A 26,125-nucleotide genomic window follows, 5' to 3' on the forward strand; every position below is an offset into this window, starting at 1 on the left:
AAGGGGAATAGTTCTTCAGCAAATAACCGCTGGGCGCGTCATTTCTTCCCACCTCGCGCCTGAAGCGTGCGAAGATGCCTATTCTGGCATCATGCTTGCAAGATTTGGCCCCGACTTCCCACCAACGGAGCCTTCTTATGCGCGCGCGCAATTCGATCCTGACGGCGGCAATGGCGCTCGCCCTGACCGCGGGCTGGCCGGCCAACTCAGCGCGAGCAGAGTCCATTGTGCGCTACGGCATTTCGATGGCCGACATTCCGCTGACGACCGGCCAGCCCGATCGCGGCGCCGGCGCCTATCAGTTCACGGCCTACACGATCTACGATCCGCTGGTGGCCTGGGAGATGGACGTTGCCGACCGGCCGGGCAAGCTGGTGCCCGGGCTTGCGACCGAATGGAAGGTCGATGACAACGACAAGACCAAATGGCGCTTCACCCTGCGCAAGGGCGTGAAATTCCACGACGGCAGCGACTTCAACGCCGACGCGGTGATCTGGAATCTCGACAAGGTGCTGAACGACAAGGCACCGCAATTCGACAAGCGGCAGAGCGCGCAGGTCAAGACCCGGCTGCCCTCGGTCGCGAGCTACGCCAAGATCGACGACCAGACCATCGAGATCACCACCAAGACGGTCGACTCCTTCTTCCCTTACCAGATGCTCTGGTTCCTGGTCTCGAGCCCCGCGCAATACGAGAAGCTCGGCAAGGACTGGGACAAGTTCGCCAGCCAGCCCTCCGGCACCGGCCCGTTCAAGCTGACCAAGCTGGTGCCGCGCGAGCTCGCCGAGCTGACCAAGAACCCGGACTATTGGGACAAGAAGCGGCTGGCGAAGGTCGACAAGATGATCCTGATCCCGATGCCGGAGGCGCTGACCCGCACCAACGCGCTGCTGGCCGGCCAGGTCGACCTGATCGAAACGCCGGCGCCCGATGCCGTGCCGCAGCTCAAGGCCGCCGGCATGAGGATCGTCGACAACGTGACGCCGCATGTCTGGAACTATCATTTGAGCGTGCTGCCGGGCTCGCCCTGGACCGACATCCGCCTGCGCAAGGCGCTCAACCTCGCGATCGACCGCGATGCGGTGGTTGGCCTGATGAATGGCCTCGCCAAGCCGGCCAAGGGCCAGGTCGACCCGTCGAGCCCGTGGTTCGGCAAGCCGAGCTTCGAACTGAAATACGACCTCGCGGCCGCGAAGAAGCTGGTGGAGGAAGCCGGCTATTCCAGGGACAAGCCGCTGAAGACGACCTTCATCATCGCCCAGGGCGGCACCGGGCAGATGCTGTCGCTGCCGATGAACGAATTCCTGCAGCAGAGCTTCAAGGAGATCGGCATCGATATCGACTTCAAGGTGGTCGAGCTCGAGACACTCTATTCGCACTGGCGCAAGGGCGCCGCCGACGAGATGAACGCCGGCATCACCGCCAACAACATCGCTTATGTCACCTCGGATCCGCTCTACGCTATCGTGCGGTTCTTCCATTCCGGCCAGGTGGCGCCGACAGGCGTCAACTGGGGCGGCTACAAGAATCCGAAGGTCGACGCGCTGATCGACGAGGCCAAGCAGACCTTCGACAGCGCCAAGCAGGATGCGCTGCTGGCGCAGGCGCACGCACTGATCGTCGACGATGCCGCGCTGGTGTGGGTGGTGCACGACACCAATCCGCACGCACTGTCGCCGAAGGTGAAGACCTTCGTGCAGGCGCAGCACTGGTTTCAGGATCTGACGCAGATCGGGCTGGAGTAGTTGTTGGTCGTCGCCGCGTAAAGCTCTCCACCGTCGTCCCGGCCCAGTGCGCAATTGCGCACGGGGGCCGGGACCCATACGCCGCGGCCGGCGCAATGGGCACGCGGCCAGACGGCTTTCTAACAACACCCATTTGTGGTTATGGGTCCCGGCTTTCGCCGGGACGACAGCTGGTTTGCGGCGCCTATTTCGTCGTCAACGCAAAGGCGCCGTCCCAATCGTCCGGCGGCGGCTCCTTCTGGAAGGCGCGGATCCGTACCTCGTAGAGGCGGTAGAGATATTGCAGCGTCTGCGCCTCGTCGGTCTTGCGGCCGCGCTCGATCGCGGCGAGCGCGCCGTCCCAATCGCGGCCGCGGTAGCAGGCGAGCATCTCGATGGTCAGGTTGCGCAGCCGCTGGAAGCGGCCGGAATTCGCCACGTCCTCGCGCCCGGCGATCGCGTAGATCACCTCGGGCTCCTTCTTGCCCTTCACCATGATGAAGTCGAGTTCGAGGATCGCGAACTTCTCCTTCACCGCGAGCGCGGTCTTCGATCCCACGATGATCGGGAAGCCGTACTCCTTGGACTGCCCCTCCAGCCGCGCCGCCAGATTGACGCTGTCGCCGAGCACCGAATAATTGAACTTGAGATCAGACCCCATATTGCCGACCACGCAGGTGCCGGTGTTGAGGCCGACGCCGATGTTGAGCGGCACATAGACGTGGCCACCTTCCTGCGCTTCCTGTTCGCGCTTGCGGTTGAGGTCGCCGACGTGCTGCAGCATGTCAAGCGCGGCGTCGCAGGCGTTGAGCTGGTGCTGCTTGTCGTCGAGCGGCGCATTCCAGAATGCCATGATGGCGTCGCCCATGTATTTGTCGATATACCCTTTGCGGGCGAGGATCGCGTTGGTGAGCGGCGTGAGGAAACGGTTCATCAGCGCCGTGAGGCCCTGCGGATCGCGCTTGTAGGTTTCCGAGATCGAGGTGAAGCCGCGCATGTCCGAGAACATGATGGTCATCTCGCGCTCTTCGCCGCCGAGCACGAGCCGCTCCGGCGATTGCGCCAGCTGCTCGACCAGCGCGGGCGACATGTACTGCACGAATTGCGACCTGATCTGCCGGCGCTGCTGCTGTTCGCGCACGAAGGCGGAGAAGATCAGGGTGAGATAGATTGCCGTGGTCGACATCAGCGGATAAGTGAAATCGATCAGGAGCCGGTGCTGGGAATAGAAATACCAGGACGTGCCGGTCAGCACCGAGGCGAACATCCCGCCGACAACCACGAGCGTGATCGGACCGAACTTCGGCGCGAAGGCGATGACCAGGAGCCCCATGATCAGCGCAGCGAAGAACTCGATGCCGATGCCGTAGTTCGGCTGCGAAACGACGTCGCCGGTCAGCGCGCTCTCCAGCACTTGGGCGTGGACCTCGACGCCGGGCATCGCCGGCGTTACCGGCGTGGTCTTGATGTCGTTCAGCCCGACCGCTGAGGTGCCGATCACGATCAGCTTGCCGGCGATCCTGTCCGGCGGCACCCGCCCATCCAGCACGTCGACGGCGGAGACGTAGATCGAGGGGTCTCGGCGCGCGTAGTGGATCCAGAGCTGGCCGTGGAGATCGGTCGGGATCGCAAAGCCCCTGAGGCCCAGGCTCTTGATACCGGCCTTGTCGGCCTTGATCAGGATCGTGCCCGAGCCGCTCGCCACCCGCAGCATCTCGAAGCTCAGCGACGGCATGGTGATGCCCTGCGCCACCATGATCATCGGCACCCGCCTGACGATGCCGTCGCGTTCCGGCCTGATCGTGAACAGGCCTCGCCCGGCCGCGGCCTCCTCCAGCAGCGGCACGTTGCGCAGCAACCCCGGAAACATGAACATGAAGGGCTGCGGCTCTTCGCCGAGCGTCGCTAGTCCGGTGACCGGGAGCTTCTCGTTAAGGTCGGCGCGCACGTTGGGCCCGCCGGATTCGCCGAGCACCACGCGCGAGTTCTTGATGGCGTCGGCCAGGATGCTGTCGTTGCTCGGCAGCTGCCGCAGCCTGGCGCGCATCTCCTCATCGAGGCTGCTGAACGTATCGGCCGCGATATCGGGGTTGAGGCGGTCGGGCTCGGAGAACACCGCGTCGAACGCGATCACCACGGCGCCGAGCCGGGTGAGGTTGATGACGATGTCGGCAAGCCGCGTCCGCGGCCACGGCCATTGTCCGAGCCGGGGGTCAGCGAGGCTCTTCTCGTCGATATCGACGATGGTGACGGGCCGCGCGGTCTTCTGGCGCGGTTCGATCACCTGGAACGTGTCGAACGTCCTGACGCGAAGCTCCTGCACCGGAGCCGGATCCGCGATCCGCAGCGCGGCAAAGCCGATCAACAGCGCCACGCAGGCCAGCCGCGCATAGCCGAAGCGCCGTCCGAACCACCTTCGTATCGCCTTCAGCCGTCTCATACCGTCTGGATATCACGCGCGGAGGGTTGTTCCAATCGAGCAGACGTTGCGCAATGCAGGATCCAGTCGGCTTTTCAGGAGGCCGACGCCCATCACGTATAATGAATGATGAAGTCGTTCTGGGACAAACTCGCCTTCGAGACATTGTGCAACGTGATCGTATCGGCACTGTCGACCGTGATCAGCGTATCGGCCGAATTGGTCGGCGACGTCGCCACATGCTGATCGAACCAGCTGCTGAAGGTGCTTGTCGAGACGACCGTCGACAGGTCGATCTGGTCCTGGCCCGGCGTAAAGTTCAGGATCGTGTCGTGGTTGAAGTTCGGCGCAAACACGAACTTGTCCTGATAGCCCGATCCGAAGAACACGTCCTTGTCGCTGGTGCCCGTCAGCGTCACCGGCTGAGACGGATTTTGCTGGACATTGAAGATCAGATTGACCGCGTCGCTCGCGCCATGGCCGTCGGTCACGGAGAGCGCTATCTTGTCGGTCGCCGGCGGGGTCTGGCCCGGATCGTAGACAAGGCCCGGCGACCCGAGCGCGGTGTTGATAGCCGAGAGATGGCCGAGCAGCGCCGGCGGCGCGACGCTGCTGCCCGAACCGGGGTTCGTCGCGGCAGCCAGGGTGAAGTTCTCGTTGGCGCCGGCATCGACATCCGTGACCGTCAGCCCGGAGATCGTTTCGGTCCCATTGGGATTTTCGGTGATGCTGATGTTGTCGGTATGGATCACCGGCGCGTCGTTGGCGCCGACCACATCGACCGTCAGCGTCGCAGTCCCGGTCGCGCCATGGGCATCGATGGTCTCGACGGTGAACGTGTCGGCATAGGTGCCCTTGGCCAGCGCATTGATCGCGGCGGAGTCGGGAACGTAGCTGTAAGTGCCATCCGGATTAACCGTGAGCGAGCCGTAGAGGCCCGCGATCGAGGAGTTGACCGCGACGTGGTCCGAATTGAGGGCGGCATAGGTCAGCGTCGCAGTCTCGCCATCGTCGACGTCATGGCCGTGCAGCGCGCCGGTGAGCGGGCTGAACGTGTCGTACGCAGCGGTATCGGTGAGCGTGCCGGCGTTGACGTCAGCCAGCGTCGGTGCGTCGTTGGCGCCGTTGATCGTAATCGTCACGGGCGTGGTGATGACGCCGCCATGATGGTCATCGATCTGGACCGTATATTTCAACGTCAGCGTCTCGCCGACGGCGAGGTAGTCGAAATTCTGGTCCGCAGCCGAGAACGTCCAGGTGGACGATCCAATCCCGCCATGGGTCGCATCCGTCAACGTGCCCAGCGACAGCCAGTTCAGGATGGTGGACTGGTCCTCGGGCAGGCCCGTGGTCGCGCCGGACTCGGCCACACCGGTGATGCTCACCGTGTGGGTGTCGCTGAGGTCCACATCGGTGAACGTCACGGTGCCCGATGCGCTGTCCGGCTTGGATGAACCGGTCGTGTCGGGCTGCTCGGCGATGGTGGCCGCCTGCGCTTGAGACGTGACGGTCGGCGCATCGTTGCTGCCGGTAATCGTGATCGTCACCGGTTCGCTGATCACGCCACCATGATGGTCGTCGATCTTGACTGTGTAGGTCAGCGTCAGCGTCTCGCCGGCGGCGAGATAATCGAAATTCTTGTCCGCGGCCGAGAAGGTCCAGGCCTGCGATCCGTTCACATGGCCGGTCGAATCCGTCAGCGTCCCCAGCGACAGCCAGTTCAGGACCGTGGACTCGTCCTCAGGCAGGCCTGTGGTCGTGCCGGATTCCGCGACGCCGGTGATGGACACGGTATGGGTGTCGCTGAGATCGACGTCGGCAAACGCCACCGCGCCTTGAGCCACGTCCGGCTTGGTCGAGCCGGTCTCCCCGATCGCCTCGGTGATCGAGGCAGTCGGCGGCGCCGATGTGAATGTCGGAACGTCGTTGGTGCCGGTGATGGTGATCGTGACCGGCTGGGTGACGACGCCGCCATGGTGGTCGTCGACCTGGATCAGGTAGGTCAGCGTCAGCTTCTCGCCGGCCGCCAGATAGTCGAAATTCTTGTCGGCGGCCGAGAACGTCCAGGCGCTGGATCCGGTGACGCCGCCGGTCGAATCCTTCAGCGTGCCGAGCGACAGCCAGCTCAGGATCGTCGCCTGATCGGGGAGCCCGGTGGTCACGCCCGTTTCGGTGACACTGGCAACGCTAACGCTGTGGGTGTCGCTGAGATCGACATCGGTGAAGGTCACGGTGCCGGACGCGGTATCGGGATTCGTCGAACCGGTTACGCCCTCGGCCTCGGTGATGGCTGCTGCCTGGGTCGGCGAGGTAATCACCGGCTTGTCGTCGGTGCCGACGATCGTGATCGTGACGGGGACCGTGACGACGCCGCCATGATGGTCGTCGATCTGGATCGTGTAGATCAGCGTCAGGGTCTCGCCGGCAGCGAGATAATCGAAACTCTTGTCGGCGGCCGAGAACGTCCAGGAGCGCGATCCCATCACGCCGTCGGTCGAATCGGTCAGCGTGCCCAGCGACAGCCAGCTCAGCATGGTGGCCTGGTTGGGAATTCCGCCAGTGAAGCCGGTCGCGGTGACGCCGGTGATGGCGACCGTGTGGGTGTCGGTCAAATCGGCATCGGTAAACGTCACCGTGCCATGCGCCGTATCGTGCACGGAGGAATTCGTCGTCCATGGGAGTTCGGTGATCGAACCGACCTGCGCCGAGGACGTCACGACCGGCGTGTCGTTGGTGCCGGTGATCGTGATGGTGATAGTCTTGAATGCGGTCTCGTTGCTCAGCGCGTAGTTGTTGTCGACGCGCACCATATAGGTGAGCGTCAGCGTTTCGCCGGCGGCGAGGAAGTCGAAGGCGCCGTCGGCAAGGCTGTAGGTCCAGGTTGCCGAGCCGATGTTGCTGTTCAGCGGATTGGGGTCGAGCAGCACCGGGACCTCGACCGCCGCGATCGCCGCCTGTTCCGCCGCCGTCAGCGACGAGGTGACGTCGTTGCCGCTGGCGTCGTGGTAGCTGAACGTACTGAAGTTGATCGTTGCAGTCGGCTTGTCGCCGAGATTGACGTCCACCCAGGTGATCTGGCCGGTCACCGTGTCGGGCAGCGTGCTATGGGTCTGTCCGGGCTGTTCGGTGAACGCCGCATTCTGTGTCACGACATGCGGCGCCCCGGCAATGTGGTCGGACTTGATGGGCGCAGCCTGCGATCCGGGATTGTTGGTCAAACCGAGCAGAAAGTTGATCGGCACGAAAGCTTCGCCGGTCGCGAGCTTCAGGCCGATCGTGACCGGGACGACGCTGTCCGTGAAGTTCGTCGTGAGCTTGGTATTGGGATTCGAATTGTCGGTAAACTTCAACGCGAAAACGTCGGAGATGAGCTTCTGCGCATCGGTCGACAGTTGCGCCGACGAGACGAAGCTGACGCTGCCCTGGCCGTTGACGATGGTCTGGGTGCCGGCCTGATCGACGGTCGCGATCGGATTGAGCGTCGTCTTGTCGAACAGGATGTAGGAGCCGGTGCTGCCATCGGGCTCGACCAGCACCTGGAATTTGGCCGGCGGCACACCACCCGCGCCCTGCACGTCGAAATCGATCTCGACCAGCACTGCGGTGCCGCGGATGCCCATGGTCGCAACCGGCGTATCGACCTTCATGTCGCCATGCTTGGCGGTCGCGCCGGCAACGAATGAGATCGTGCCCGAGACGAGGCTCATCAGCGACGAGTTGCTCGACCCGTTCGGGTCGTAGATCATCTCGTTCAGCACCATCTTGGCGTTTGGTCCGAGACCGAACACGGTGCCGTCGATGAAGGTAATGCCGAGCGTCGAGTCGCCGCCGGACTGCACCACGTCACCCTTGTTGACGTTGTCGCCCTGGTTCAGGACGATCGCGACACCATTGCGGATCGCGGTGGCGTTGCCCGCCAGCTTGGTGACGTGGCCGATGACCTTCGCCGGTTCCACCGCGCCGCCGGCCTGGGCATATTGGGTGTGGCCGGTGAGCGCGGCGACGAGGTCGCCGGTGAGATGCGCGCCTTCAGGCGACGCCAGGGCCGCGTGTTTCTCACCCTTGAAATAGTCGTGCAGGACGAGTTCCCGGTCGTCCTTCGAGATGACGAGATCGAGCCCGGTCCGCTTGAAGTCGCCGGTGAACAGCAATTGCCCGTCGTCGACGGTGATCGCGCCGGGCGGAGTGTGGGTGGAAACGCTGTCGACATGCACCGATCCACGGGCATAAGCGTCCGTGTTCGGCAAATAGCCGTCGAATTTCTCGACAAAGTTCACTGCGGATCACCGCACGAAGGTTAATATTGGTAGAATATCCGAATGATTACGCCTGCATATCATCGGATAAAGCTTCGCGAAACCATCCTGTGCTTTCGCGAGGTGCTCTGATTGCGCGGTTTGACTGGGTGTGACTTGGCTCACGCTCTCATGAGTCATGTATTTGCGACTCACATGACGGTACCATGAGATGGGATTCAAGCCAAGATGGGTACTGAGCCACGTATTCGTGGTATTCACTGACATTTCTCTACTTGCCTTTATTTCCCCGCAGCCCCGAGAGGGCATTTGACCCCAATTTTCCGGCTAAAGCTGTGACCTGGCTTACAAATCGCAGCTATCCCGTGCGCAGATCGGCCGGGTTAACCAGAAGGCAAGGATGAGGCATTTCGCGGTGGAAAAAGGTTCGCTGGTCCGTTTCACAAATCGGTAAAGTTTTCGGGACCCGGACCACACGCCCTTTAGGCTCCCGCCCGGATTCCCCACATCTTAAGTTGATTCGAAGGGATCGTTGGCCATGCTGCCGGCATGAAACGATCCGGTCGCGTGCGCGGTGCAGTATCCACCCGTCGATGAGCGGACAGGGGGTGTCACATGGGTAACTCGCTTCGCTCGTTTGCGCTGCGCGCCGTCATGCTGGGCTTCGGCCTGGCCCTGGCCGCGCCGATTGCCGAGCTCAATGCCGCCTCGGTGCTTTCGCCCGGCCCGGCGACCCTCCTCAGAAAATCGACCGAGCCGTTCGGCCTGGCGACCAGCCTGCTTGCCGGCGGCGGCCTGCGCGACAAATGGCTCGGCGTGCAGCGCCAGCTTGCCGACGAATTGGAGCAGCTCGCAGCCTGCGAGAGCGACCGTGCGGGATGTGCGTCGCCGGAGGCGCTGCGGTTCCTGGCGATCGTCGATGCCGGACGCGCGCGCACCGGCCGCGCCCGTTTCGGCGAGATCAACCGCGCGATCAATCTGGCGATCCGCCCGGGCAGCGATCTTGCGACCTATGGCGAGCCCGACGTCTGGGCCACGCCGCTCGCCACCTTTGCCCGCGGCAGCGGCGATTGCGAGGACTACGCGATCGCGAAATTCGTGGCGCTCGGCAAGGCCGGCGTCGCGCCGGAAGATTTGCGCATCGTCGTCATGCATGACCTGCTCGGTGGCGAAGACCACGCCGTGGTCGCGGCGCGGCTCGACGGCCACTGGCTGACGCTCGATAACCGCCGCATGGCGATGATCGAGGATGCCGACATCAGGAGTTTTCGGCCGACCTTCGTGATCGACCAGAACGGCGTCAGCCGTTATGTCGATGCGCCGCTCGTCACCGAGGCCGCGTGGCGGCCGGCGGCTGGGGTGAATTAAGACCGCCAGACATAGTTTCCGTCATTGCGAGCGAAGCGAAGCAATCCATCCTTCCGCGAAAAAGGTGGATTGCTTCGTCGCTTCGCTCCTCGCAATGACGACTGAATCGAGAGGAGCGCCTGCCCCTCAGAACATCAGATTGTCCTTCACCAGCACCCAGCGGCCGCTCTTGACCTGCTGCACCTGGGTGATGGTGTTGGCGAGATGATCAGTCTTGGAGAACTTGGTCGGCGGCGAGCTGAAGATGTCGAGGAACTTGTCGCCTGACTCCAGCGCGTCCAGCATCTTCTGGCCGGTGAGGTCCTTGCCCGCCTTCTGCGCGTAGAAGGCGAAGGTCATCACCGCGTTGTAGCCGATGATCGCCTGCGTGTTGGCCTCGCTGTTGAACATCTTCTTGTAGTTGACCAGCCAGTCCTTCACCTTGCCCTTGGCCGTATCCTCGTAGGGAATCTCGAAGCCCGACGCTGCGTAGAGGCCCTCGACCGCTTCCTTGCCGAGCGCCGGCACTTCGAGCACGTTGGTCGGGGTGGCGCCGAGGAAGGTCACGTCCCAGCCGAGCTTCTTCGCCTCGTTCATCGCGCCGATGGTCTCGCGGATCACGGTGCCGAGCACGACGAGATCGCAGCCGTCGGACTTCATCTTGGCGACCTGCGCCGAGAAGTCGGAGGCGCCGCGCTTGTAGCTCGTGACCGAGGCCGGCTGCACCTTCATCGCGCCGAGCTGCTGGGTGAAGCCGTCGAGCACGTTCTTACCGTACTCGTCGTCCTGGTGCATGATGCAGGGCTTCTTGAAGTTCTTCCACTCCATCATGTATTTGATCGCGGCGCGCGTGCTCTCGACATAGGGCAGCAGGTTGTTGAACTTCAGCCGCTCCTGCGGCTTGGCGGGATCGAACTTGAAGGTGAATTCGGCGGCGGTCAGCGGGAACAGCTGCAGCACGCCGGCGTCGAACAGGATGTCCTGCGCGGCGAGCACGGTCGGCGAGCCCATCGGGCCGATCATCGCGAAGACCTTGTCGCGCTCGACCATTTTCTGCGAAGCCAGCACGGCCTTCTTCGGGTCGTAACCATTGTCCTCCAGGATCATCTTAATCTTGCGGCCGTTGATGCCGCCGCCAGCGTTGATCTCCTCAACCGCCATCTTCATGCCGTTGGATACCGGAACGCCCCAGACCTTGATCGGGCCGGACAAATCCTGATGCGTTCCGATCACGATCTCGGTCGGCGAGATGCCTTCATTGGTGACCTTGGTCTGGGCTGCGGCCGGCAGACAGGTCAGCGCCAGCGCGCTCACCGCAAGGCCCAGCGCCTTCAGCGATTTCGACATTGCAGTCTCCTCCTTACATGGCCCATGTTGAGCGAAGGGTCGGGCCTGCTCGCTCCTTCGCCAATTCCCTCTCCCCGGCTAGGCCACCGCGCGTTCGCCATACATGGCGTCGATCTCGGCCGCGTAGCGCTTGTTCACAAAACTGCGTTTCAGCTTCATGGTCGGCGTCAGCTCCTCGTCCTCCGGCGTGAGCTGGCGCTCGATCAGGTAGAATTTCTTGATGGTCTCGACGCGCGCGAACTTTGCGTTGACCGCCTCGACCTCGCGATGGATCAGGTCCTGGATCTCGCGGGCACGGCACAGGCTCGCGTAGTTGGTGAAGGGGATGTCCTGGTCCTGGGCGTATTTCTCGACATTCTCCTGATCGATCATGATCAGGCAGGTGAGATACGGCCGCTTGTCGCCGATCACGACCGCATCGGAGACGTAGGGCGAGAATTTCAGCTGGTTCTCGATCTCGGACGGCGTGATGTTCTTGCCGCCGGAGGTGATGATGATGTCCTTCATCCGGTCGGTGATCTTCACATAGCCTTCATTGTCGATGGCGCCGACGTCGCCGGTGTGCAGCCAGCCTTTCGCGTCGATCGTCTCGGCGGTCTTCTCCGGCTGGTTGAGATAGCCCATGAACAGGAAGTCGCCCTTGATCAGGATCTCGCCCTTCGGGCAAATCATCACCTCGCCCCAGGGCGCGGCCTTGCCGACCGAACCAAGCTTGATGCGGTCCGCCGGCATCATGGTCGCGACGCCGCAATTCTCGGTCTGGCCGTAGACCTCGCGCATGTCGATGCCGAGCGCGAGATACCAGCGGATCAGATCCGGCGAGATCGGCGCCGCGCCTGTGAGTGCGATCCGGCAGCGGTCGAGCCCGAGCATGCGTCGGATGTTGCGGAACACCAGCCAGTAGGCGGCGCGGTTGGCGAGCCGCAGCGATAGCGGCGGCGTCTCGCCCTCCAGCCGGCATTCGGTCATCCTGTTGCCGATCGCAAGCGCCCGGGCATACATCCAGTTCTGGAACGGGGTCGCGTCCTTCAGCGCGATGGTGATGCCGGAATAGAACTTCTCCCAGATCCTGGGCACCGCGAGGAACGCGGTCGGCTGCACCTCGCGCAGATTGTCCGGCACCGTCTCAGGGCTCTCGGCGAAATTCATCACCGAGCCCAGCGCGAGCGAGATGTAGTAGCCGCCGACCCGCTCGGCGACATGGCAGAGCGGCAGGAACACCAGCCGCTCCTCGCTGTCGGTCGAGGGATAGAGATCGTTGGCGTGGCGCATCTGATGCGTGACGCTGCGGTTGGAGTGCATCGCGCCCTTGGGCGGGCCCGTAGTGCCTGACGTATAGACCAGGATCGCGAGGTCGGAGGCGGTACGGCTGCCGGTCATTTCATCCCACAAGGCATCCTTGCCCTGCGCATGATTGCGGCCGAGCGCCGTGAACTCGGCGAGCGACAGCACCATGGGATCGGAGAAGCCGGAGAGGCCTTCCATATCGAACACGACGATCTTTTCCAGCGTCGGACAGCGCGACCGGCAGGTCAGCACCTTGTCGAGTTGCTCCTCGTCCTCGACGAACATCACCCGCGTCTGGGAATCATTGACGAGGTATTCGACCTGCGCCGCCGAATCGGTCGGATAGATGCCGGAGGAGACGCCGCCGGCGCACAGGATGCCCATGTCGGCATAGACCCATTCTGGCACCGCGTTGGCGATGATCGAGGCGACGTCGCCGGGGCGGAAGCCGGTTGCATGCAGGCCGAAGGCGATGTCCTTGGATATCTGCAGCCATTCGCGCCAGCTGGTCGGTTGCCAGATGCCGAACTTCTTTTCGCGGATCGCGGGCCTGTCGCCACGCGTTTGAACCGCGAGCAGAAAGCTCCTCGCGATCGTGTCGGCAACCGTCAGCACCGCTGGTCCTGCCATGCGCGCTCCCTCCTCTGCCGCTTGCCTCACCCGCCGGCTCGAATGCCGGTCTTGTTCGCGAAGCAGGCCTGAAATCTAGCTCCAACTCGCTCTCAGCGCCAAACCTTCCTCGGCCAACTTTAGTCGACGCCAACCTTCGTCGGCGCCGGCCTTTCCGCTCAACGCCGGATCTTCCTCAACGCCACGTCTTCTTCTTCTTCCAGCGCCGCTCGCCCCGCGCGCCGGCTTCCTTGGCGCCGAGGTAGAACTCCTGGATATCGGGTGAATTCAACAGCCGCTCGCAGGTGTCGTTCATGACGACGCGGCCGATCTCCAGCACATAGCCATAGTGCGCCGTCTCCAGCGCGATCTTGGCATTTTGCTCGACCAGCAGGATCGACATGCCCTGCTCCTCATTGACGCGGCGGATGATGGTGAAGATCTCCTTCACCAGGATCGGCGACAGCCCAAGCGACGGCTCGTCCAGCAGCAGCAGCGTTGGCCGGTTCATCAGCGCACGCCCGATCGCAAGCATCTGCTGCTCGCCGCCCGAAAGCTGTCCGGCCGGCTGGCCGAGCCGCTCCTTCAGCCGTGGAAAATAGCCGTAGACGCGTTCGAGGTCCTGCGCCACACCGTCGCGGTCCTTGCGCAGATAGGCACCCATCATCAGGTTCTCGCGCACCGACAGGAACGGAAACACCTCGCGTCCTTCCGGCACGTGGCTGAGCCCGAGCCGCACGATCCGGTCGGCCTCCATGCGCTGGATCGGCTTGCCGAGGAATTCGATCGAGCCCTTCTGTGGATCGAGGATGCCGGAGATCGTCTTTAGCACCGTGGTCTTGCCGGCGCCGTTGGCGCCGAGCAGCGTCACGATCTGGCCGCGCGGGACCTCGAGGCTGATGCCGCGGATCGCCATGATCGGCCCGTAATAGCTCTCGATGTTGGAGAGTTTCAGGATGATGTCTGCTGCGCTCATGGCATCATCCTCATGCGCCGAGATACGCTGCGACGACGTCGGGATGGTGCTGCACCTCGGACGGCGAGCCCATCGCCAGCACACGGCCGTAGTTCAGCGCGATGACGCGGTCGGAGACGCGGTTGACCAGCGTCATGTCGTGCTCGACCATCAAGACCGTGATGCCGAGCTCGCTCTTCATGTCGCGGATCCAGAACGACATGTCGTCGGTTTCCTCGACATTGAGGCCGGATGACGGTTCGTCGAGCAGGATCAGCTTCGGCTCCGAGCACAGCGCCCGCGCCAACTCGATCACCTTGCGCACGCCGTAGGGCAGCCCCGAGATCAACTTGTCGCGGTAGGGCTCGAGGTCGAGGAATTCGATCACCTGCTCGACCCGGCGGCGATGCGCCTTCTCGCCGGCTCGGACGCTCGGCAGGAACAGGAGCTCCTGCCAGAGCTGGGTGGTGGAATGGCGATGCCGGCCGACCAGCAGATTGCTCAGCACGGTCGCATTCTCGAACAGCTCGATGTTCTGGAAGGTGCGCGCGATGCCGAGTTTGGCGATGTCGTACGCCGGCTGCTGGGTGATGTCCTGATCCTCGAAGAAGATCTTGCCCGAGGTCGGCGGATAGATGCGCGAGATCAGGTTGAAGATCGAGCTCTTGCCGGCGCCATTGGGCCCGATGATCGAGAGGATCTCGCCCTTCTCGACCGCGAAGCTGACCGCATCGACCGCCTTGAGGCCGCCGAAGTGCAGGGACAGGTTCTCGGCGCGGAAATAGCTCATCGGTTCCGCTCCGATTTCACGTAGATCTTCTGCCGCTTGAAGGTCGCGCGCTTGTAGAGCGGAAACAGCTGGAAGAAGAGCTTGATCTTGAGCCAGCGGCCATAGAGCCCCAAGGGTTCGAACAGTACGAACACCACGATGATGATGCCGTAGATCGCGCCCTTCAGCCCGTTGGCGGAGGCAATCGCTGCGACCGCATCCTGGATGTGGCCTGCGCGTTCCGTGCCGGCGCCCAGCGTGGCCGCGACGCCGCCGATCACGCCGGGCATGTCGTCCTTCAGATAGGTCAGGAACGGATCGATCATGACCAGGAAGATCGCGCCCAGCACCGCGCCATGCAGGCTGAAGGTGCCGCCGATCAGGATCACGATGATGAACTCGATCGAGAGCTGCAGAGTGAACATCTCGGGTGAGATGAAGGACAGCTTGTGGGCGAACAGCACGCCGGCAAAGCCCGTGATCGCCGCCGAGATCGCGAACGACTTCACCTTGTAGAGCGCGACATTGATGCCCATGCTGCGCGCCGCGGTCTCGCTGTCGCGGATCGCGACAAAGGCGCGCCCGGTCGGCGAGCGCAGCAGATTGAGCGTGCCGACGATGGTCAGCACCAGCACCGCAAGGCAGAGATAGTAGAAGGTCGGGCCGTCGCGCGACACCGTGGTGCCGAGCAGCTGAATGGTCTTGACCCGCATGCCCTCGTTGCCGTGGGTCACGCTTTCCCAGCGCGCCAGGATTTCCTCGACGATGAAGGCAAACGAGATCGTCGCGATCACCAGATAGATGCCCTGCAGCCGCAGCGCCGGAAATCCGACCAGCGCGCCGACCACGCCGGTCAATAGCCCCGCGGCGAGAAAATAGACCGGGAACGGCACGTTGAATTGCTGCAGATAGGCCGCGGTGTAGGCGCCGATCGCCAGAAACGCGGCATGGCCGAGCGAGGCCTGTCCGGTGAAGCCGGTCAGGATCAACAGCCCGACGCCGACGGTCGCATAGATGCAGACGAAGACGAGCTGGCTCATCAGATAGCTCGAGAGCAGGTAGGGCGCGATCAGCAGCACCGCCAGCAGCAGGCCGTAGGAATAGATATAGCCGGAATGCGGGAACAGCCTGATGTCGTCTTCATAGTCGGTCTTGAAGAGAAACCGCATGTGTTACTCCTCAAACCTTCTTGCGGACGTGAAGGCCGAACAGGCCCTCGGGCTTGAGCAGCAGCACCGCGAGCAGAACGATGTAGGGCGCGACGTCCTTCCATCCCTGCGGCAGGTAGAAGCCGGCCATACTCTCGATCACGCCGATCAGGACGCCGCCGACCACCGCACCCGGGATCGAGCCGAAGCCGCCGAGCACCGCGGCCGGAAACGCCTTCAGCCCCAGCACCAGGCCGACATTGGAATGGATGAAGGTGATCGGCGCCAGCAGCACGCCGGCGCAGGTCGCCACCGCCGCCGAGATCGCCCAGACGATCGAGACCACGCGCTTGACGGGGATGCCCATGTAATAGGCAGCCAGCATGTTCTCGGAGCTAGCGCGCATCGCGGTGCCGAGCGTGGTGCGGTTGAAGAACAGGTAAAGTAGCGCGCACAGGATGATGGTCGCCGCGATCACCGACAATTTGTCATAGGCGAGCACCAGGCTGCCGATCCTCAGGACGCCCTCGCTGAACGGCGTCTCGATCTTGAAGTCGTCGGTGCCCCAGATCATGCCGGCGACCGAGCGCAGGAAATAGCCTAGCCCGATCGTCGCCATGATGATGGAGAACTGCGGATAGCCGAGGATCGGCCGCACCACGAGCCGCTCGGCCAGCATGCCGAACAGCGCCATGCAGATCACCGCGCCGGCAAAGCCGACCCAGTAGTTCAGTCCGAGCATGCCGATGAAGGTGAAGGCGAAAAAACCGCCCAGCATCATCAAATCGCCTTGCGCGAAATTGACGACCTCGGTTGCTTTGTAGACCAGCACGAAGCCGAGCGCGATCAGGCCGTAAACGCAGCCGAGCGCGACGCCGCTGACGAGCTGCTGAACAAAGTCCAGCATCGTTCCCTCCCCGATGCCCGGCGATTCTTCCCGATCGCTCGTTGCATCCCGCCTTCGCGCCCTTGTGTCGGAAGCGCTGAAAGCTGCCTATGTCCGCCCCGATTGAGCCAAAAGGCCCGATCCCTGTCAACAAACCGCTGATCCGGCTATATCATCACATTTGCGGAGATATGCCGCAGCACGGACTAATACGGATATCGCGGTCGATTTGCCCCGTGCGATTCACTGCACCGAAACAGTTTTTGTCCAAGCTTGCGCAACCGACGAGCGAACTCCCGGATCGCCACGCACCATGACTTCGCAACTGTCCGCACTCGCCGTGCGAAGGTTAACCAAGCGTTTTGACCGCCCGGCGGTCGACGCGCTCGATCTCACCGTCCGTGTCGGTGAATTCTATGCGCTGCTCGGGCCGAACGGCGCCGGCAAGACCACGACGCTGCGCATGGTGGCAGGGCTATTGCGGCCCGATGCCGGCTCGGTGTCGATCCTCGGCATCGATGCGCTGGCCGATCCGGTCTCAGCCAAGCAGATCATGGCCTGGGTGTCCGACGAGCCGATGATCTACGACAAGCTGACGCCGCTGGAATATCTCGAATTCGTCGCCGGCCTGTGGGGCATCGATCCCCGCACGTCGGAGAAGTCGGCGCGCAATCTCCTGGTGTCGCTCGGGCTCGAGCCGCATCTCAACGAGCGCTGCGAGGGCTTCTCCAAGGGCATGCGCCAGAAGGTGGCGCTCGCCGGTGCGCTGGTGCACGATCCCCGCCTGATCATTCTCGATGAACCGCTGACCGGCCTCGACGCGCTGTCGGCGCGTCACGTCAAGGGGCTGCTGCAGGAGCGCGTCCGCGCCGGCTGCACCGTGATCATGACCACTCACATTCTCGAGGTCGCTGAGCGCATGGCCGACCGCATCGGCGTGATCGCGGCCGGCAGGCTGATCGCCGAGGGCACGCTGGCCGAGCTGCGCGAGCAGAACGGCCGCAACGACACCACCCTCGAGGACATGTTCATCGCGCTGGTCGATACCGAGGCGGCCGCCGCGTGAGCTCGACCGCCCATCTTACCTGGTTCGCCCGTCACGAATTCCGCCTGGCGTGGCGCGAATGGCTGGCGATGATGACCGGCGGCCGGCGCCGGCGCAATCGCGCCGTGATCGGCCTGCTGATCTTCGCGGCGATCCTGCATCTGCCGGCCTATGCCGTGGTCGCCCGCTATGTCGACCTGCGGTTTCCGCTCGATCCGTCCTCGCTGATCGTGCTGACCGCGACGATCTTCCTGGCCTGGGCGCTGATGCTCTCGCAGGCGATCGAGTCGGTGACGCGCGTGTTCTACGCCCGCGCCGATCTCGACCTGATCATGTCGTCGCCAGCGAAGCTCACCAACATCTTCTCGATCCGGATCGCCGCGATCGCGCTGACGGTGAGCAGCATGGCGCTGCTGCTGTCGACGCCGTTCATCGACGTGCTCGTGTACCTCGGCGGTGCGCGCTGGCTTGCCGGCTTCGGCGTCGTGCTTGCGATCGGGCTGTCGGCGGCGGCCGCGGCGATCGCCGTCACCGCGTTGCTGTTTCGCCTGATCGGGCCGGGCCGGACCCGGCTGGTGGCACAGATCGTCTCCGCCGTCATCGGCGCCGGCTTCGTCATCGCGCTGCAGGTCGTCGCCGTGCTGTCCTACGGCACGCTGTCGCGCTTTGCCTTTCTGACCTCGGAGACCGCGGCACGCATTGCCCCGGCCCCTGACAGCCTGCTCTGGTGGCCGGCCCGCGCATCGCTCGGCGATTTCGAGATCATGATGCTGCTGCTCGCCACAGCGCTCGTGCTGCTCGGCGTCGTGATGGCAGTGTTCGCGCCACGGTTTGCCGACACGGTCGCACGCGTCGCCGCCAATCCGGCGACGGTCACGCAAGGACGCGCCCGCGCGTTCCGGACCGGCTCGCGGCAGCAGGCGCTGCGGCGCAAAGAATTTTTGCTGCTGCGCCGCGATCCGTGGCTGCTGTCGCAGAGCCTGATGCAGATGCTCTATCTGCTGCCGCCGGCGCTGATGCTGTGGCGAAGCTTCTCCGGGACGTCGACCGCAATCGTGCTGATCACGCCTGTCATCGTGATGGCCGCAGGCCAGCTCGCCGGCGGCCTCGCCTGGCTGACCATCTCGGGGGAGGATGCGCCCGATCTGGTGGCAACCGCGCCGCTGCCGCCGTCGCGCGTGACCCGCGCCAAGGTCGAGGTCGTGCTGATCGCGATCGCCACGGTTTTCGCGCCGCTGGTGGCCGCGCTGGCGTTCGCCTCACCAGGGCAGGCTGCCGTGACGGCGATCGCGATCATCATTGCGACCGCATCCGCCGCAGCGGTCCAGCTCTGGTTCCGCGCGCAGGCCAAGCGCAGCCAGTTCCGCCGGCGCCAGACCTCCTCCCGCATCGCCACCTTCGCGGAAGCCTTCTCCTCGATCGGCTGGGCCGCAACCGCAGCGTTGGCCCTGACGATCCCGGCGGCCGCGCTCGTCAGCGGCATGCTGACGCTGCTGACGCTCGCCACCGCCTGGAAGATCAGCCCGCGGCGCTAAAGCATGACGAGATCAGGTTGAGCTGGAACGGCGTCGATCACCTCTCCCTTGGGAGAGGTGAACCGAAACCGCGGTGAGCCGGTCTACCCCTTCATCACTTCCATCACCGCCGCGGCAAACGCCTCCGGCGCTTCCTGCGGCAGATTGTGGCCAGCGCCCGGGATCACGCGATGCGCCCGGCGGGCGGTGTATTTTGCCGCGCTGGCGCTGCCGTCGCGGGCCGGCGTCACGCCGTCGTCGGCGCCATCGAGCGAGATCGTGGGGACTGTAATCACCGGCAATGCGGCCAGCCGTCGCTGCACCTCCGCATATTGCGGGTCCCCATCGGCAAGGCCGAAGCGATGCCGATAGCTGTGAATCACGACGTCGACATAGTCCGGATTGTCGAATGCGATCGCGGTGCGCTCGAAACCGGCTTCGTCGAACGCCCAGCTCGGCGACCATTGCGACCACAATAGCTTCGCGATACCGCGCCGGTTGGCGGCAAGCCCGGCGCGTCCGCGCTCGAGCTGGAAGTAATACTGATACCACAGCGGCACCTCGCGCTCCGGCCGCGCCGGCGCCATCGCATGTGCGATGTCCTGGATCATGTAGCCGTTGGTGCAGACCAGCCCGATGCATCGTTCCGGCCACAGCGCCGCACCGATCGAGGCAGCGCGGCCGCCCCAGTCGTAGCCCGCGAATACCGCGCGCTTGATGCCGAGCGCATCCATCAGCGCGATCAGGTCGGCACCGACCGCCGCCTGCTCGCCCGAGCGCGGCGTCGCCTTGTCGCGGAACACCGTCGGTCCGTATCCACGCAGATAGGGCACGATGACCCGGCAACCTTGCGCCGCCAGCATTGGCGCGACGTCCACATAGGAATGGATGTCGTAGGGGAAGCCGTGCATCAGCAGCACCGCCGGCCCTTCGGCCGGGCCAGCCTCGTAATAAGCGATGGTGAGCACGCCTGCGTCGACATGGCGCAGCGGCTCGAGCCGCTTGGTGGATGATGCGCGCGGCGCGGAGCTATTGTCAGTCACGCAGAACTCCCTGATCGCTGTGATCTGCGCGGCATGGTAGCGCGTCCCGACGCAAGAATCGCCCGGATCGTGTTGCAGCCAGCGCCGTGGAGCGATGCGCCGGCCTCATCATGACGGCACGCCGATTGCGCGATAGTCTGACGCCGGCGGATATCCCCGCAGACGGAACAGCTCATGCTGAGATTGCTTGCCGCGCTCGTCTTGCTGGGAACATTGACCAGCCACGCCCTGGCGCAGGACGGCCAGCGCAGCGAATGCTTGGCGATGGCCAATTCACCGCCACACGCCGTCCCGGTGAGCTACCGGCGCATCGCGGCCAAAGCGGATGAGGTCGCGATCACCTATGCCGGCCATTCCACCTATTACATCGACACGCCCGGCGGCATCAGGATCGCAACCGACTACAACGGCGTCTATCGGACCGGTCGGCTGCCCGATGTCGTGACCATGAACCGTGCCCACGCGACGCATTACACGCTGTTTCCCGACCCGAAAATTCCCCACGTGCTGCATGGCTGGGGCGAGAACGGCCAGGCCGCGCATTACGGGATGCGGATCGGCGACGTCTATATCCGCAACGTGACCACCGACATCCGCCGCTATTGGGGCGAAGACTCCGGCGGCGAGATGATCAAGGACGGCAACTCGATCTTCATCTTCGAGGTCGCCGGCCTCTGCATCGGCCATCTCGGCCACCTCCACGTCAAGCTCGACGACAGCCATTTCGCGGCGATCGGCCGGCTCGACATCGTGATGGTGCCGATCGACGGCACCTATACGATGTCGCTCGATGGCATCTCCGAGATCACCAGGCGGTTGCGCTCAGCCGTCGTGCTGCCGATGCACCGCTTCGCCACCCCGCTCGACGAGTTCATGCGCCTGATCGGCCAGCAATTCGAGATCGACCGCCGCGGTGGCGAGCGCACCTTGCGGATCTCACGCGACACGCTGCCGGCGACGCCGACGGTGATCATCCTCGACGGGGTGTGACGTCTCTTTTCAAAAAGAAGCAAAACCAAACGGGAGTGAAATCGATGACCAGTACCTTGCCCGCCTCTGCGAGCGGGCTCTATGCCAATCCGCGCGAAGACTGGCTCGCCCAATATACCGAGGAAATTATCGATCCGGCCCAGCCGATCGTCGATCCGCACCATCATCTCTGGGACCGCGGCGGGCTCCGCTACCTGATCGAGGAGATGCGCGACGACATCGCCTCGGGCCACAACATCGTGGCGACCGTCTATGTCGACTGCCGGTCGATGTATCGCACCGACGGGCCGGAGGCGTTCCGCCCGGTCGGCGAGGTCGAATTCGCCAACGGCGTCGCGGCGATGGCGGCAAGCGGCGGCTATGGCAAGACGGCGATCTGCGCCGGCATCGTCAGCCACGTTAACCTTCTGATCGGCGACCAGGCCAAGGCGGTGCTGGAGGCGGAGATATCAGCCGGCAACGGCCGGTTCCGCGGCATCCGCCACTCCTCGGCCTGGGACGAGGACCCCAACGTCGCCCACATGTATGCCAACCGCCCGAAGGGCATCTTGCTGGATTCCACCTTTCGTAAGGGGTTCGCCTGCCTGGCGCCGCTCGGCCTCAGCTTCGATGCCTGGTTGTTCCACCCGCAGATCGGCGAACTGACCGACCTCGCCCGCGCCTTTCCCGACACAAGGATCGTGCTCGACCATTGCGGCGGCCCCGTCGGCACCGGCCGCTTCGCCGGCAAGCGCGAGGAGACCTTTCCGGTCTGGAAGGCGTCGATCCAGGAGATCGCCAAATGCCCGAACGTCGTGGTCAAGCTCGGCGGGCTGGCGATGTGCCTGCTCGGCTACGACTTCCACCTCCGCCCCAGGCCCCCCTCGTCGGAGGAACTCGCTGCCGTCTGGCGGCCCTATGTGGAGACCTGCATCGAGGCGTTCGGCCCGAACCGTTGCATGTTCGAGAGCAACTTCCCACCTGATAAGGGACAGTGCAGCTATCAGGTGATCTTCAACACCTTTAAACGGCTTGCATCACAATATAGCGAAGCCGAGAAGACGGCGTTGTTCCTGAACACGGCAAAGGATGTCTATCGGCTCGATATCGGGTAAACTTCCGACTCATGGATGACAGCATCACCATCCGGCCGCTTCGTGAGCCTGATGCAGAAGCGGTGGTCGAACTCTACGCAAAGGCGGCTGCGGTGGAACCGCGGCTAGGCCCTGTCGCGCTGCCGCAGTGGGACCAGTTCCTGAAGCTGCCGCAGAACCGTGGCGGCCGCGACTTCCGCATTGCCGAACGGAACGGCCAACTCCTCGGCCTCGCTGAGTCATCGTTGCGCGATCAGGGCGCGCATCATTCCCGGTTCCTCAAGATCGTCGTCGCGCCCGAGATGCGGCGCCGCCGGATTGGCCTCGCGCTGTTCGACGACGTGCTTGCGATCGACACCGATCCCGATCTCACCGTCCAGACGCTGGTGAGCAGCGACTGGCCGGCGGGGATGGCGTTCGTCGCCGCCTTCGGCTTTGTTCATCTTGAGTCAGAGATCGGGATGAAATGCGTCGAGCCGTTGCAGCCGGCGCGCACGCTCGCGGCGGCCCGCGCCACCATCGAGCAGGTCAGCGACGTCACCGCCTGCGCCGGCGAGGTCGCGCGCATCCACAACGTCGCCTATGCGTCGGACTCCGCCTTCCGCCGGTATTCACCGGAGGAGATGGCGCAGGTCCTGACCGAGAGCGAAGTCTGGATCGCGTCGGAAGACGGCCAGATGTCGGGCTTCTGCCTGACCGAGCCGGAGCGGAACTCGATGTGGATCGAGTCGGTCGCCGTCGACCCGGCGCGGCAGGGACGCGGGCTCGGCCAGCTGCTGGTCTACCGCGTGTTGGCCGCGCATGACGTGTCGGCCGAGCATCCCTGCTGGCTCAACGTCTCGAGCCGCAATGCGCCCGCGCTGAAGATCTATCGCCGGCTCGGATTCAAGCCGCAGCACGAGACCTGCCGCTTCAGCGCGCCGCGCGGCGAGCTGATCGCCGCCCGCGAGCGCAAGCTTCGCTAGCCGCGCTTTACGCCCACTCGCCCTTGCGGAACACCGGGACGCTGCGGCCGTCGGCGTGGATGCCGTCGATGTCGGTGTGGGCGGAGCCGATCATCCAGTCGATATGGATCAGGCTCTTGTTGCCGCCCTGCTCGGCGATCTGCTGCGGCGTCAGCTTGTCGCCGTTGACGAAACATTTCGAGTAGCACTGGCCGAGCGCGATGTGCGAGGCGGCGTTCTCGTCGAACAGCGTGTTGAAGAACAACAGCCCGCTCTTCGAGATCGGCGATGAGTGCGGCACCAGCGCGACCTCGCCGAGGCGGCGCGCGCCCTCGTCGGTGTCGAGCACCTTGTTCAGCACTTCCTCGCCGCGCGACGCCTTGGCCTCGACGATGCGCCCCTCCTCGAACTTCACCGAGATATTGTCGATCAGCGTGCCCTGATAGGACAGCGGCTTGGAGCTGACGACGTGGCCGCTGACGCGGCGGCAATGCGGCGTCGTAAATACTTCTTCGGTCGGAATGTTGGCATTGCAGACAATGCCGTTCTTGGCGGTCGACGCGCCGCCTTCCCATTCATGGCCGTCGGCAAGGCCAATGGTGAGGTCCATTCCGGGACCGGAATATTTCAACGCGTGGAAGCGCTGGCCGTTCAACCATTCGGTACGCTCGCGGAGCTTCGCATTGTGCCTTTCCCAGTTGGCGACGGCGCCGTCCTGATCGACCCGGGACGCGGAAAAGATCGCATCCGCGAGCCTGGCGACCGCGACATCCTCGGCATCGTCAGGGAATACCTGCTTCGCCCAGGACGTGCTCGGATAGGCGATGATGTTCCAGTTGGTGTCGAAATTGACGATCTTCTCCAGCGCCGGCTGGTAGGCGATCGAATTGGCCTTGCTGGCGCGCGCCACCTTGGTCGGGTCTTCGCCCGACAGCAGCATCGGATTGTCGCCGACGATCGCGAGCCGCGCGGTGTTGGCGCCGAACGCCTTCGCCATGCCCTCATAGAGCCAGCTCGCGGCACGATCGAAACTCGCATCGTTGGCGTAGCGGTAGCGCGCCAGCGTGAGCTCTTCGTCCGAGAAGAACGGGGTCACGAGGCCCGCGCCGGCCTTGTAGGCGTGCTCCACCACCCGCCGCACCAGCGGCATTGCCGCGGCAGGCGCCGTCAGCAGCAGATCCTGCCCCGGCTGCAGCTGCAGGCCGACCTTGATCGCGACTTCGGCGAGCCGATCGAGTTTTACAGGATCGATCGAGGCGGAAAGGTTACGTTGATGTGCGGTCATGAAGTGTCCGGCCGTGTCGTTTGAGGGCTTTTAAGGATTCGTAGTCCAATTCGATCCGCGTCCGCAAGGTTCCCGCCCGCCGCGCCCGATCACGCGACGGCGAGCCATTTGCCGCGAATTTTACCGCTTCACCGACGCCAGCACCCGGTCGACCATCTCGGGTGCAAGGCCGAGATAGTTTTTCGGCGCGGTGAGACGGTCGATCGTCGCCCGATCGATCCGGCTCGCGACGCGATCATCCGCCGCCAGCGCCTCGGCCAGCGTCAGGCCCTTGTCGTTGGCGACCCGGCAGGCGTCGTAGACCACATCATGCGCGTCCTGCCGGCCGATCGCGGGCGCAAGCCCCATCATCACGGCTTCGGCAACGATCAGCCCGCGGCTGATGTCGAGATTGGCGGCCATCCGCTTCTCGTCGACGATCAGGCCGCCGAGCGCGAACCTGGCCTGGTGCAGCGCGCCGGCGGTCAGCACGAAGCTTTCCGGGATCGCCATCCATTCGGCGTGCCACGGGCCGGTGGCGCGTTCGAAATCCTGCACCATCGCATCCAGCATCAGGCCGGCGTGCTGGCGCACTGCCTTGGAAGCGGCGAGCATCAGCTCCGACGAGATCGGGTTGCGCTTCTGCGGCATGGTCGAGGAGGCGCCGCGTCCCTTCACGAAGGGTTCGTAGACCTCAGCGAATTCGGTCGAGGCCATGATCATGATGTCGAGCGCGATCTTGCCGAGCGTTCCCGTCACCAGCGCGAGGAAATTCACCGCCTCCGCCAGACCGTCGCGCGCGACATGCCAGGTCGAGACGGGAACGCCGAGGCCGAGTTCCTCGCACAGCGCCTTCTGGACCACGAAGCCCTTGTCGCCCAGCGAGGCCAGCGTGCCGGCGGCGCCGGCAAACTGGCCGACCAGCACGCGCGGCTTCAGCTCGGCCAGCCGCGCGGCGTGGCGATCGAAGGCGGCAAGCCAGATTGCGGTCTTGTAGCCGAAGGTCACCGGCAGCGCCTGCTGCAGATGGGTGCGGCCGGCCATCGGCGTGTCGCGGTATTTCTTCGAGAGATCGGCGAGGATGCCGCGCAGCGCGGCGATGTCATCCTCGATGATCGCAAGGCCATCGCGCAGTTGCAGCACCACGGCGGTGTCCATGATGTCCTGCGTGGTGGCGCCCCAATGGACATAGCGGCCGGCCTCGCCGCACTGCTTGGCCATCTGATGCACCAGCGGCAGGATCGGGTAGCCGACGACGTCGGTCTCCTGCCGCAGCAGGTCGAAATCGAACGCGGTGATATCGGTGCGCTTTGCGATCTCCTCGGCCGCTTCTGCCGGGATCACGCCGCAACGCGCTTCGGCGTTCGCGAGCGCGACTTCGACTTCGGCATAGCGCTGGAGCAGCCGCAGGTCGGAAAACACCTCGCGCATCGCGCGCGTGCCGAAGGCATCGCGAAACAGCACGGAATCGAGCACGGTGGTCGAGGTCGGAAAGGCGGACATGG

General features: G+C 64.2%; 19 protein-coding genes and 1 pseudogene. 8 read left to right on the forward strand and 12 right to left on the reverse strand.

Annotated features, from left to right (window positions below; genetic code table 11):
• Positions 1–137: 137 nt before the first annotated feature.
• Entirely contained in the window at positions 138–1,745 is a 1,608-nt protein-coding gene (locus Q0030_RS26300; protein WP_298373529.1) for an ABC transporter substrate-binding protein, read from the forward strand.
• 184 nt (positions 1,746–1,929) lie between these two features.
• Here Q0030_RS26300 and Q0030_RS26305 read toward each other — a convergent pair whose 3' ends face one another.
• Positions 1,930–4,164, reverse strand: coding sequence for an adenylate/guanylate cyclase domain-containing protein (locus Q0030_RS26305; RefSeq protein WP_298373531.1), 2,235 nt, complete (start codon positions 4,162–4,164; stop codon positions 1,930–1,932).
• Positions 4,165–4,256: 92 nt separating this feature from the next.
• On the reverse strand, positions 4,257–7,070 hold the full coding sequence (locus Q0030_RS26310) for a VCBS domain-containing protein (protein WP_363323491.1): 2,814 nt from the start codon (positions 7,068–7,070) through the stop codon (positions 4,257–4,259).
• On the opposite strand from Q0030_RS26310, the gene Q0030_RS40615 reads away from it, so the two are divergent.
• Positions 7,036–7,152, forward strand: a complete 117-nt coding sequence (locus tag Q0030_RS40615) for a Vmc-like lipoprotein signal peptide domain-containing protein (protein ID WP_363323492.1) — start codon at positions 7,036–7,038, stop codon at positions 7,150–7,152. The genes Q0030_RS26310 and Q0030_RS40615 overlap by 35 nt on opposite strands.
• Before the next feature lie 590 nt (positions 7,153–7,742).
• Here Q0030_RS40615 and Q0030_RS40620 read toward each other — a convergent pair.
• Positions 7,743–8,420 (reverse strand): annotated as a pseudogene (locus Q0030_RS40620) (FecR domain-containing protein); the annotation flags it as partial.
• Positions 8,421–9,014: 594 nt separating this feature from the next.
• Here Q0030_RS40620 and Q0030_RS26315 point away from each other — a divergent pair.
• Entirely contained in the window at positions 9,015–9,767 is a 753-nt protein-coding gene (locus Q0030_RS26315) for a transglutaminase-like cysteine peptidase (protein ID WP_298373537.1), read from the forward strand.
• Between the two features lie 126 nt (positions 9,768–9,893).
• Here Q0030_RS26315 and Q0030_RS26320 read toward each other — a convergent pair whose 3' ends face one another.
• The 6 genes from Q0030_RS26320 to Q0030_RS26345 all read right to left on the reverse strand — a co-directional run bounded on the left by Q0030_RS26320 (position 9,894) and on the right by Q0030_RS26345 (position 16,768).
• Positions 9,894–11,093, reverse strand: a complete 1,200-nt coding sequence (locus Q0030_RS26320; RefSeq protein ID WP_298373540.1) for an ABC transporter substrate-binding protein — start codon at positions 11,091–11,093, stop codon at positions 9,894–9,896.
• A gap of 78 nt (positions 11,094–11,171) precedes the next feature.
• Positions 11,172–13,010: an AMP-dependent synthetase/ligase gene (locus Q0030_RS26325; RefSeq protein ID WP_298373542.1), complete on the reverse strand. Its 1,839-nt coding sequence runs from the start codon at positions 13,008–13,010 to the stop codon at positions 11,172–11,174.
• A 175-nt stretch (positions 13,011–13,185) separates the two neighbouring features.
• On the reverse strand, positions 13,186–13,965 hold the full coding sequence (locus tag Q0030_RS26330; RefSeq protein WP_092119687.1) for an ABC transporter ATP-binding protein: 780 nt from the start codon (positions 13,963–13,965) through the stop codon (positions 13,186–13,188).
• Between the two features lie 10 nt (positions 13,966–13,975).
• Entirely contained in the window at positions 13,976–14,734 is a 759-nt protein-coding gene (locus Q0030_RS26335; RefSeq protein ID WP_050403853.1) for an ABC transporter ATP-binding protein, read from the reverse strand.
• A complete protein-coding gene (locus Q0030_RS26340; RefSeq protein ID WP_298373546.1) occupies positions 14,731–15,882 on the reverse strand; it encodes a branched-chain amino acid ABC transporter permease in 1,152 nt (383 codons plus the stop codon). Before Q0030_RS26340 ends, Q0030_RS26335 begins: the two co-directional genes overlap by 4 nt.
• 10 nt (positions 15,883–15,892) lie before the next feature.
• Positions 15,893–16,768 (reverse strand): branched-chain amino acid ABC transporter permease, encoded by an 876-nt coding sequence (locus tag Q0030_RS26345; RefSeq protein WP_298373548.1) that lies wholly within the window; start codon positions 16,766–16,768, stop codon positions 15,893–15,895.
• A gap of 292 nt (positions 16,769–17,060) precedes the next feature.
• Between Q0030_RS26345 and Q0030_RS26350 the strand changes: the two genes are divergently transcribed.
• A complete protein-coding gene (locus Q0030_RS26350; RefSeq protein ID WP_298373550.1) occupies positions 17,061–17,813 on the forward strand; it encodes an ABC transporter ATP-binding protein in 753 nt (250 codons plus the stop codon).
• Positions 17,810–19,327, forward strand: a complete 1,518-nt coding sequence (locus tag Q0030_RS26355; protein WP_298373551.1) for a permease — start codon at positions 17,810–17,812, stop codon at positions 19,325–19,327. Before Q0030_RS26350 ends, Q0030_RS26355 begins: the two co-directional genes overlap by 4 nt.
• An 83-nt stretch (positions 19,328–19,410) precedes the next feature.
• On the opposite strand, the gene Q0030_RS26360 is transcribed toward Q0030_RS26355, so the two are convergent.
• Complete coding sequence (locus Q0030_RS26360; RefSeq protein ID WP_298373555.1) at positions 19,411–20,349, reverse strand: alpha/beta hydrolase; 939 nt, start codon at positions 20,347–20,349, stop codon at positions 19,411–19,413.
• Between the two features lie 174 nt (positions 20,350–20,523).
• On the opposite strand from Q0030_RS26360, the gene Q0030_RS26365 reads away from it, so the two are divergent.
• Genes Q0030_RS26365 through Q0030_RS26375 form a run of 3 tightly spaced genes read left to right on the forward strand, consistent with a single transcriptional unit; the run spans position 20,524 to position 23,377 of the window.
• Positions 20,524–21,339 (forward strand): MBL fold metallo-hydrolase, encoded by an 816-nt coding sequence (locus Q0030_RS26365; protein WP_298373558.1) that lies wholly within the window; start codon positions 20,524–20,526, stop codon positions 21,337–21,339.
• Positions 21,340–21,383: 44 nt separating this feature from the next.
• Positions 21,384–22,433, forward strand: coding sequence for an amidohydrolase family protein (locus Q0030_RS26370; protein ID WP_298373561.1), 1,050 nt, complete (start codon positions 21,384–21,386; stop codon positions 22,431–22,433).
• A gap of 11 nt (positions 22,434–22,444) precedes the next feature.
• Positions 22,445–23,377 carry a GNAT family N-acetyltransferase gene (locus Q0030_RS26375; protein ID WP_298373564.1) on the forward strand — a complete coding sequence of 311 codons (933 nt, stop codon included), beginning with the start codon at positions 22,445–22,447 and terminating at the stop codon, positions 23,375–23,377.
• A 7-nt stretch (positions 23,378–23,384) separates the two neighbouring features.
• Here the strand turns inward: Q0030_RS26375 and Q0030_RS26380 are convergent, their stop codons facing one another.
• Positions 23,385–24,641, reverse strand: a complete 1,257-nt coding sequence (locus Q0030_RS26380; RefSeq protein ID WP_298373567.1) for an aminopeptidase — start codon at positions 24,639–24,641, stop codon at positions 23,385–23,387.
• 120 nt (positions 24,642–24,761) lie between these two features.
• Positions 24,762–26,123, reverse strand: a complete 1,362-nt coding sequence (locus tag Q0030_RS26385; RefSeq protein WP_298373598.1) for an adenylosuccinate lyase family protein — start codon at positions 26,121–26,123, stop codon at positions 24,762–24,764.
• Positions 26,124–26,125: the final 2 nt, after the last annotated feature.

Origin of the sequence: uncultured Bradyrhizobium sp. (assembly GCF_947648125.1) — a bacterium.
Lineage (GTDB): Bacteria > Pseudomonadota > Alphaproteobacteria > Rhizobiales > Xanthobacteraceae > Bradyrhizobium.

Coding starts and splice junctions, on each gene's coding strand:
- Q0030_RS26300 (WP_298373529.1), top strand. CDS start 138: ATGCGCGCGCGCAATTCGATCCTGACGGCGGCAATGGCGCTCGCCCTG.
- Q0030_RS26305 (WP_298373531.1), bottom strand. CDS start 4,164: ATGAGACGGCTGAAGGCGATACGAAGGTGGTTCGGACGGCGCTTCGGC.
- Q0030_RS40615 (WP_363323492.1), top strand. CDS start 7,036: ATGTTGCTGTTCAGCGGATTGGGGTCGAGCAGCACCGGGACCTCGACC.
- Q0030_RS26315 (WP_298373537.1), top strand. CDS start 9,015: ATGGGTAACTCGCTTCGCTCGTTTGCGCTGCGCGCCGTCATGCTGGGC.
- Q0030_RS26320 (WP_298373540.1), bottom strand. CDS start 11,093: ATGTCGAAATCGCTGAAGGCGCTGGGCCTTGCGGTGAGCGCGCTGGCG.
- Q0030_RS26325 (WP_298373542.1), bottom strand. CDS start 13,010: ATGGCAGGACCAGCGGTGCTGACGGTTGCCGACACGATCGCGAGGAGC.
- Q0030_RS26330 (WP_092119687.1), bottom strand. CDS start 13,965: ATGAGCGCAGCAGACATCATCCTGAAACTCTCCAACATCGAGAGCTAT.
- Q0030_RS26335 (WP_050403853.1), bottom strand. CDS start 14,734: ATGAGCTATTTCCGCGCCGAGAACCTGTCCCTGCACTTCGGCGGCCTC.
- Q0030_RS26340 (WP_298373546.1), bottom strand. CDS start 15,882: ATGCGGTTTCTCTTCAAGACCGACTATGAAGACGACATCAGGCTGTTC.
- Q0030_RS26345 (WP_298373548.1), bottom strand. CDS start 16,768: ATGCTGGACTTTGTTCAGCAGCTCGTCAGCGGCGTCGCGCTCGGCTGC.
- Q0030_RS26350 (WP_298373550.1), top strand. CDS start 17,061: ATGACTTCGCAACTGTCCGCACTCGCCGTGCGAAGGTTAACCAAGCGT.
- Q0030_RS26365 (WP_298373558.1), top strand. CDS start 20,524: ATGCTGAGATTGCTTGCCGCGCTCGTCTTGCTGGGAACATTGACCAGC.
- Q0030_RS26370 (WP_298373561.1), top strand. CDS start 21,384: ATGACCAGTACCTTGCCCGCCTCTGCGAGCGGGCTCTATGCCAATCCG.
- Q0030_RS26375 (WP_298373564.1), top strand. CDS start 22,445: ATGGATGACAGCATCACCATCCGGCCGCTTCGTGAGCCTGATGCAGAA.
- Q0030_RS26380 (WP_298373567.1), bottom strand. CDS start 24,641: ATGACCGCACATCAACGTAACCTTTCCGCCTCGATCGATCCTGTAAAA.
- Q0030_RS26385 (WP_298373598.1), bottom strand. CDS start 26,123: ATGTCCGCCTTTCCGACCTCGACCACCGTGCTCGATTCCGTGCTGTTT.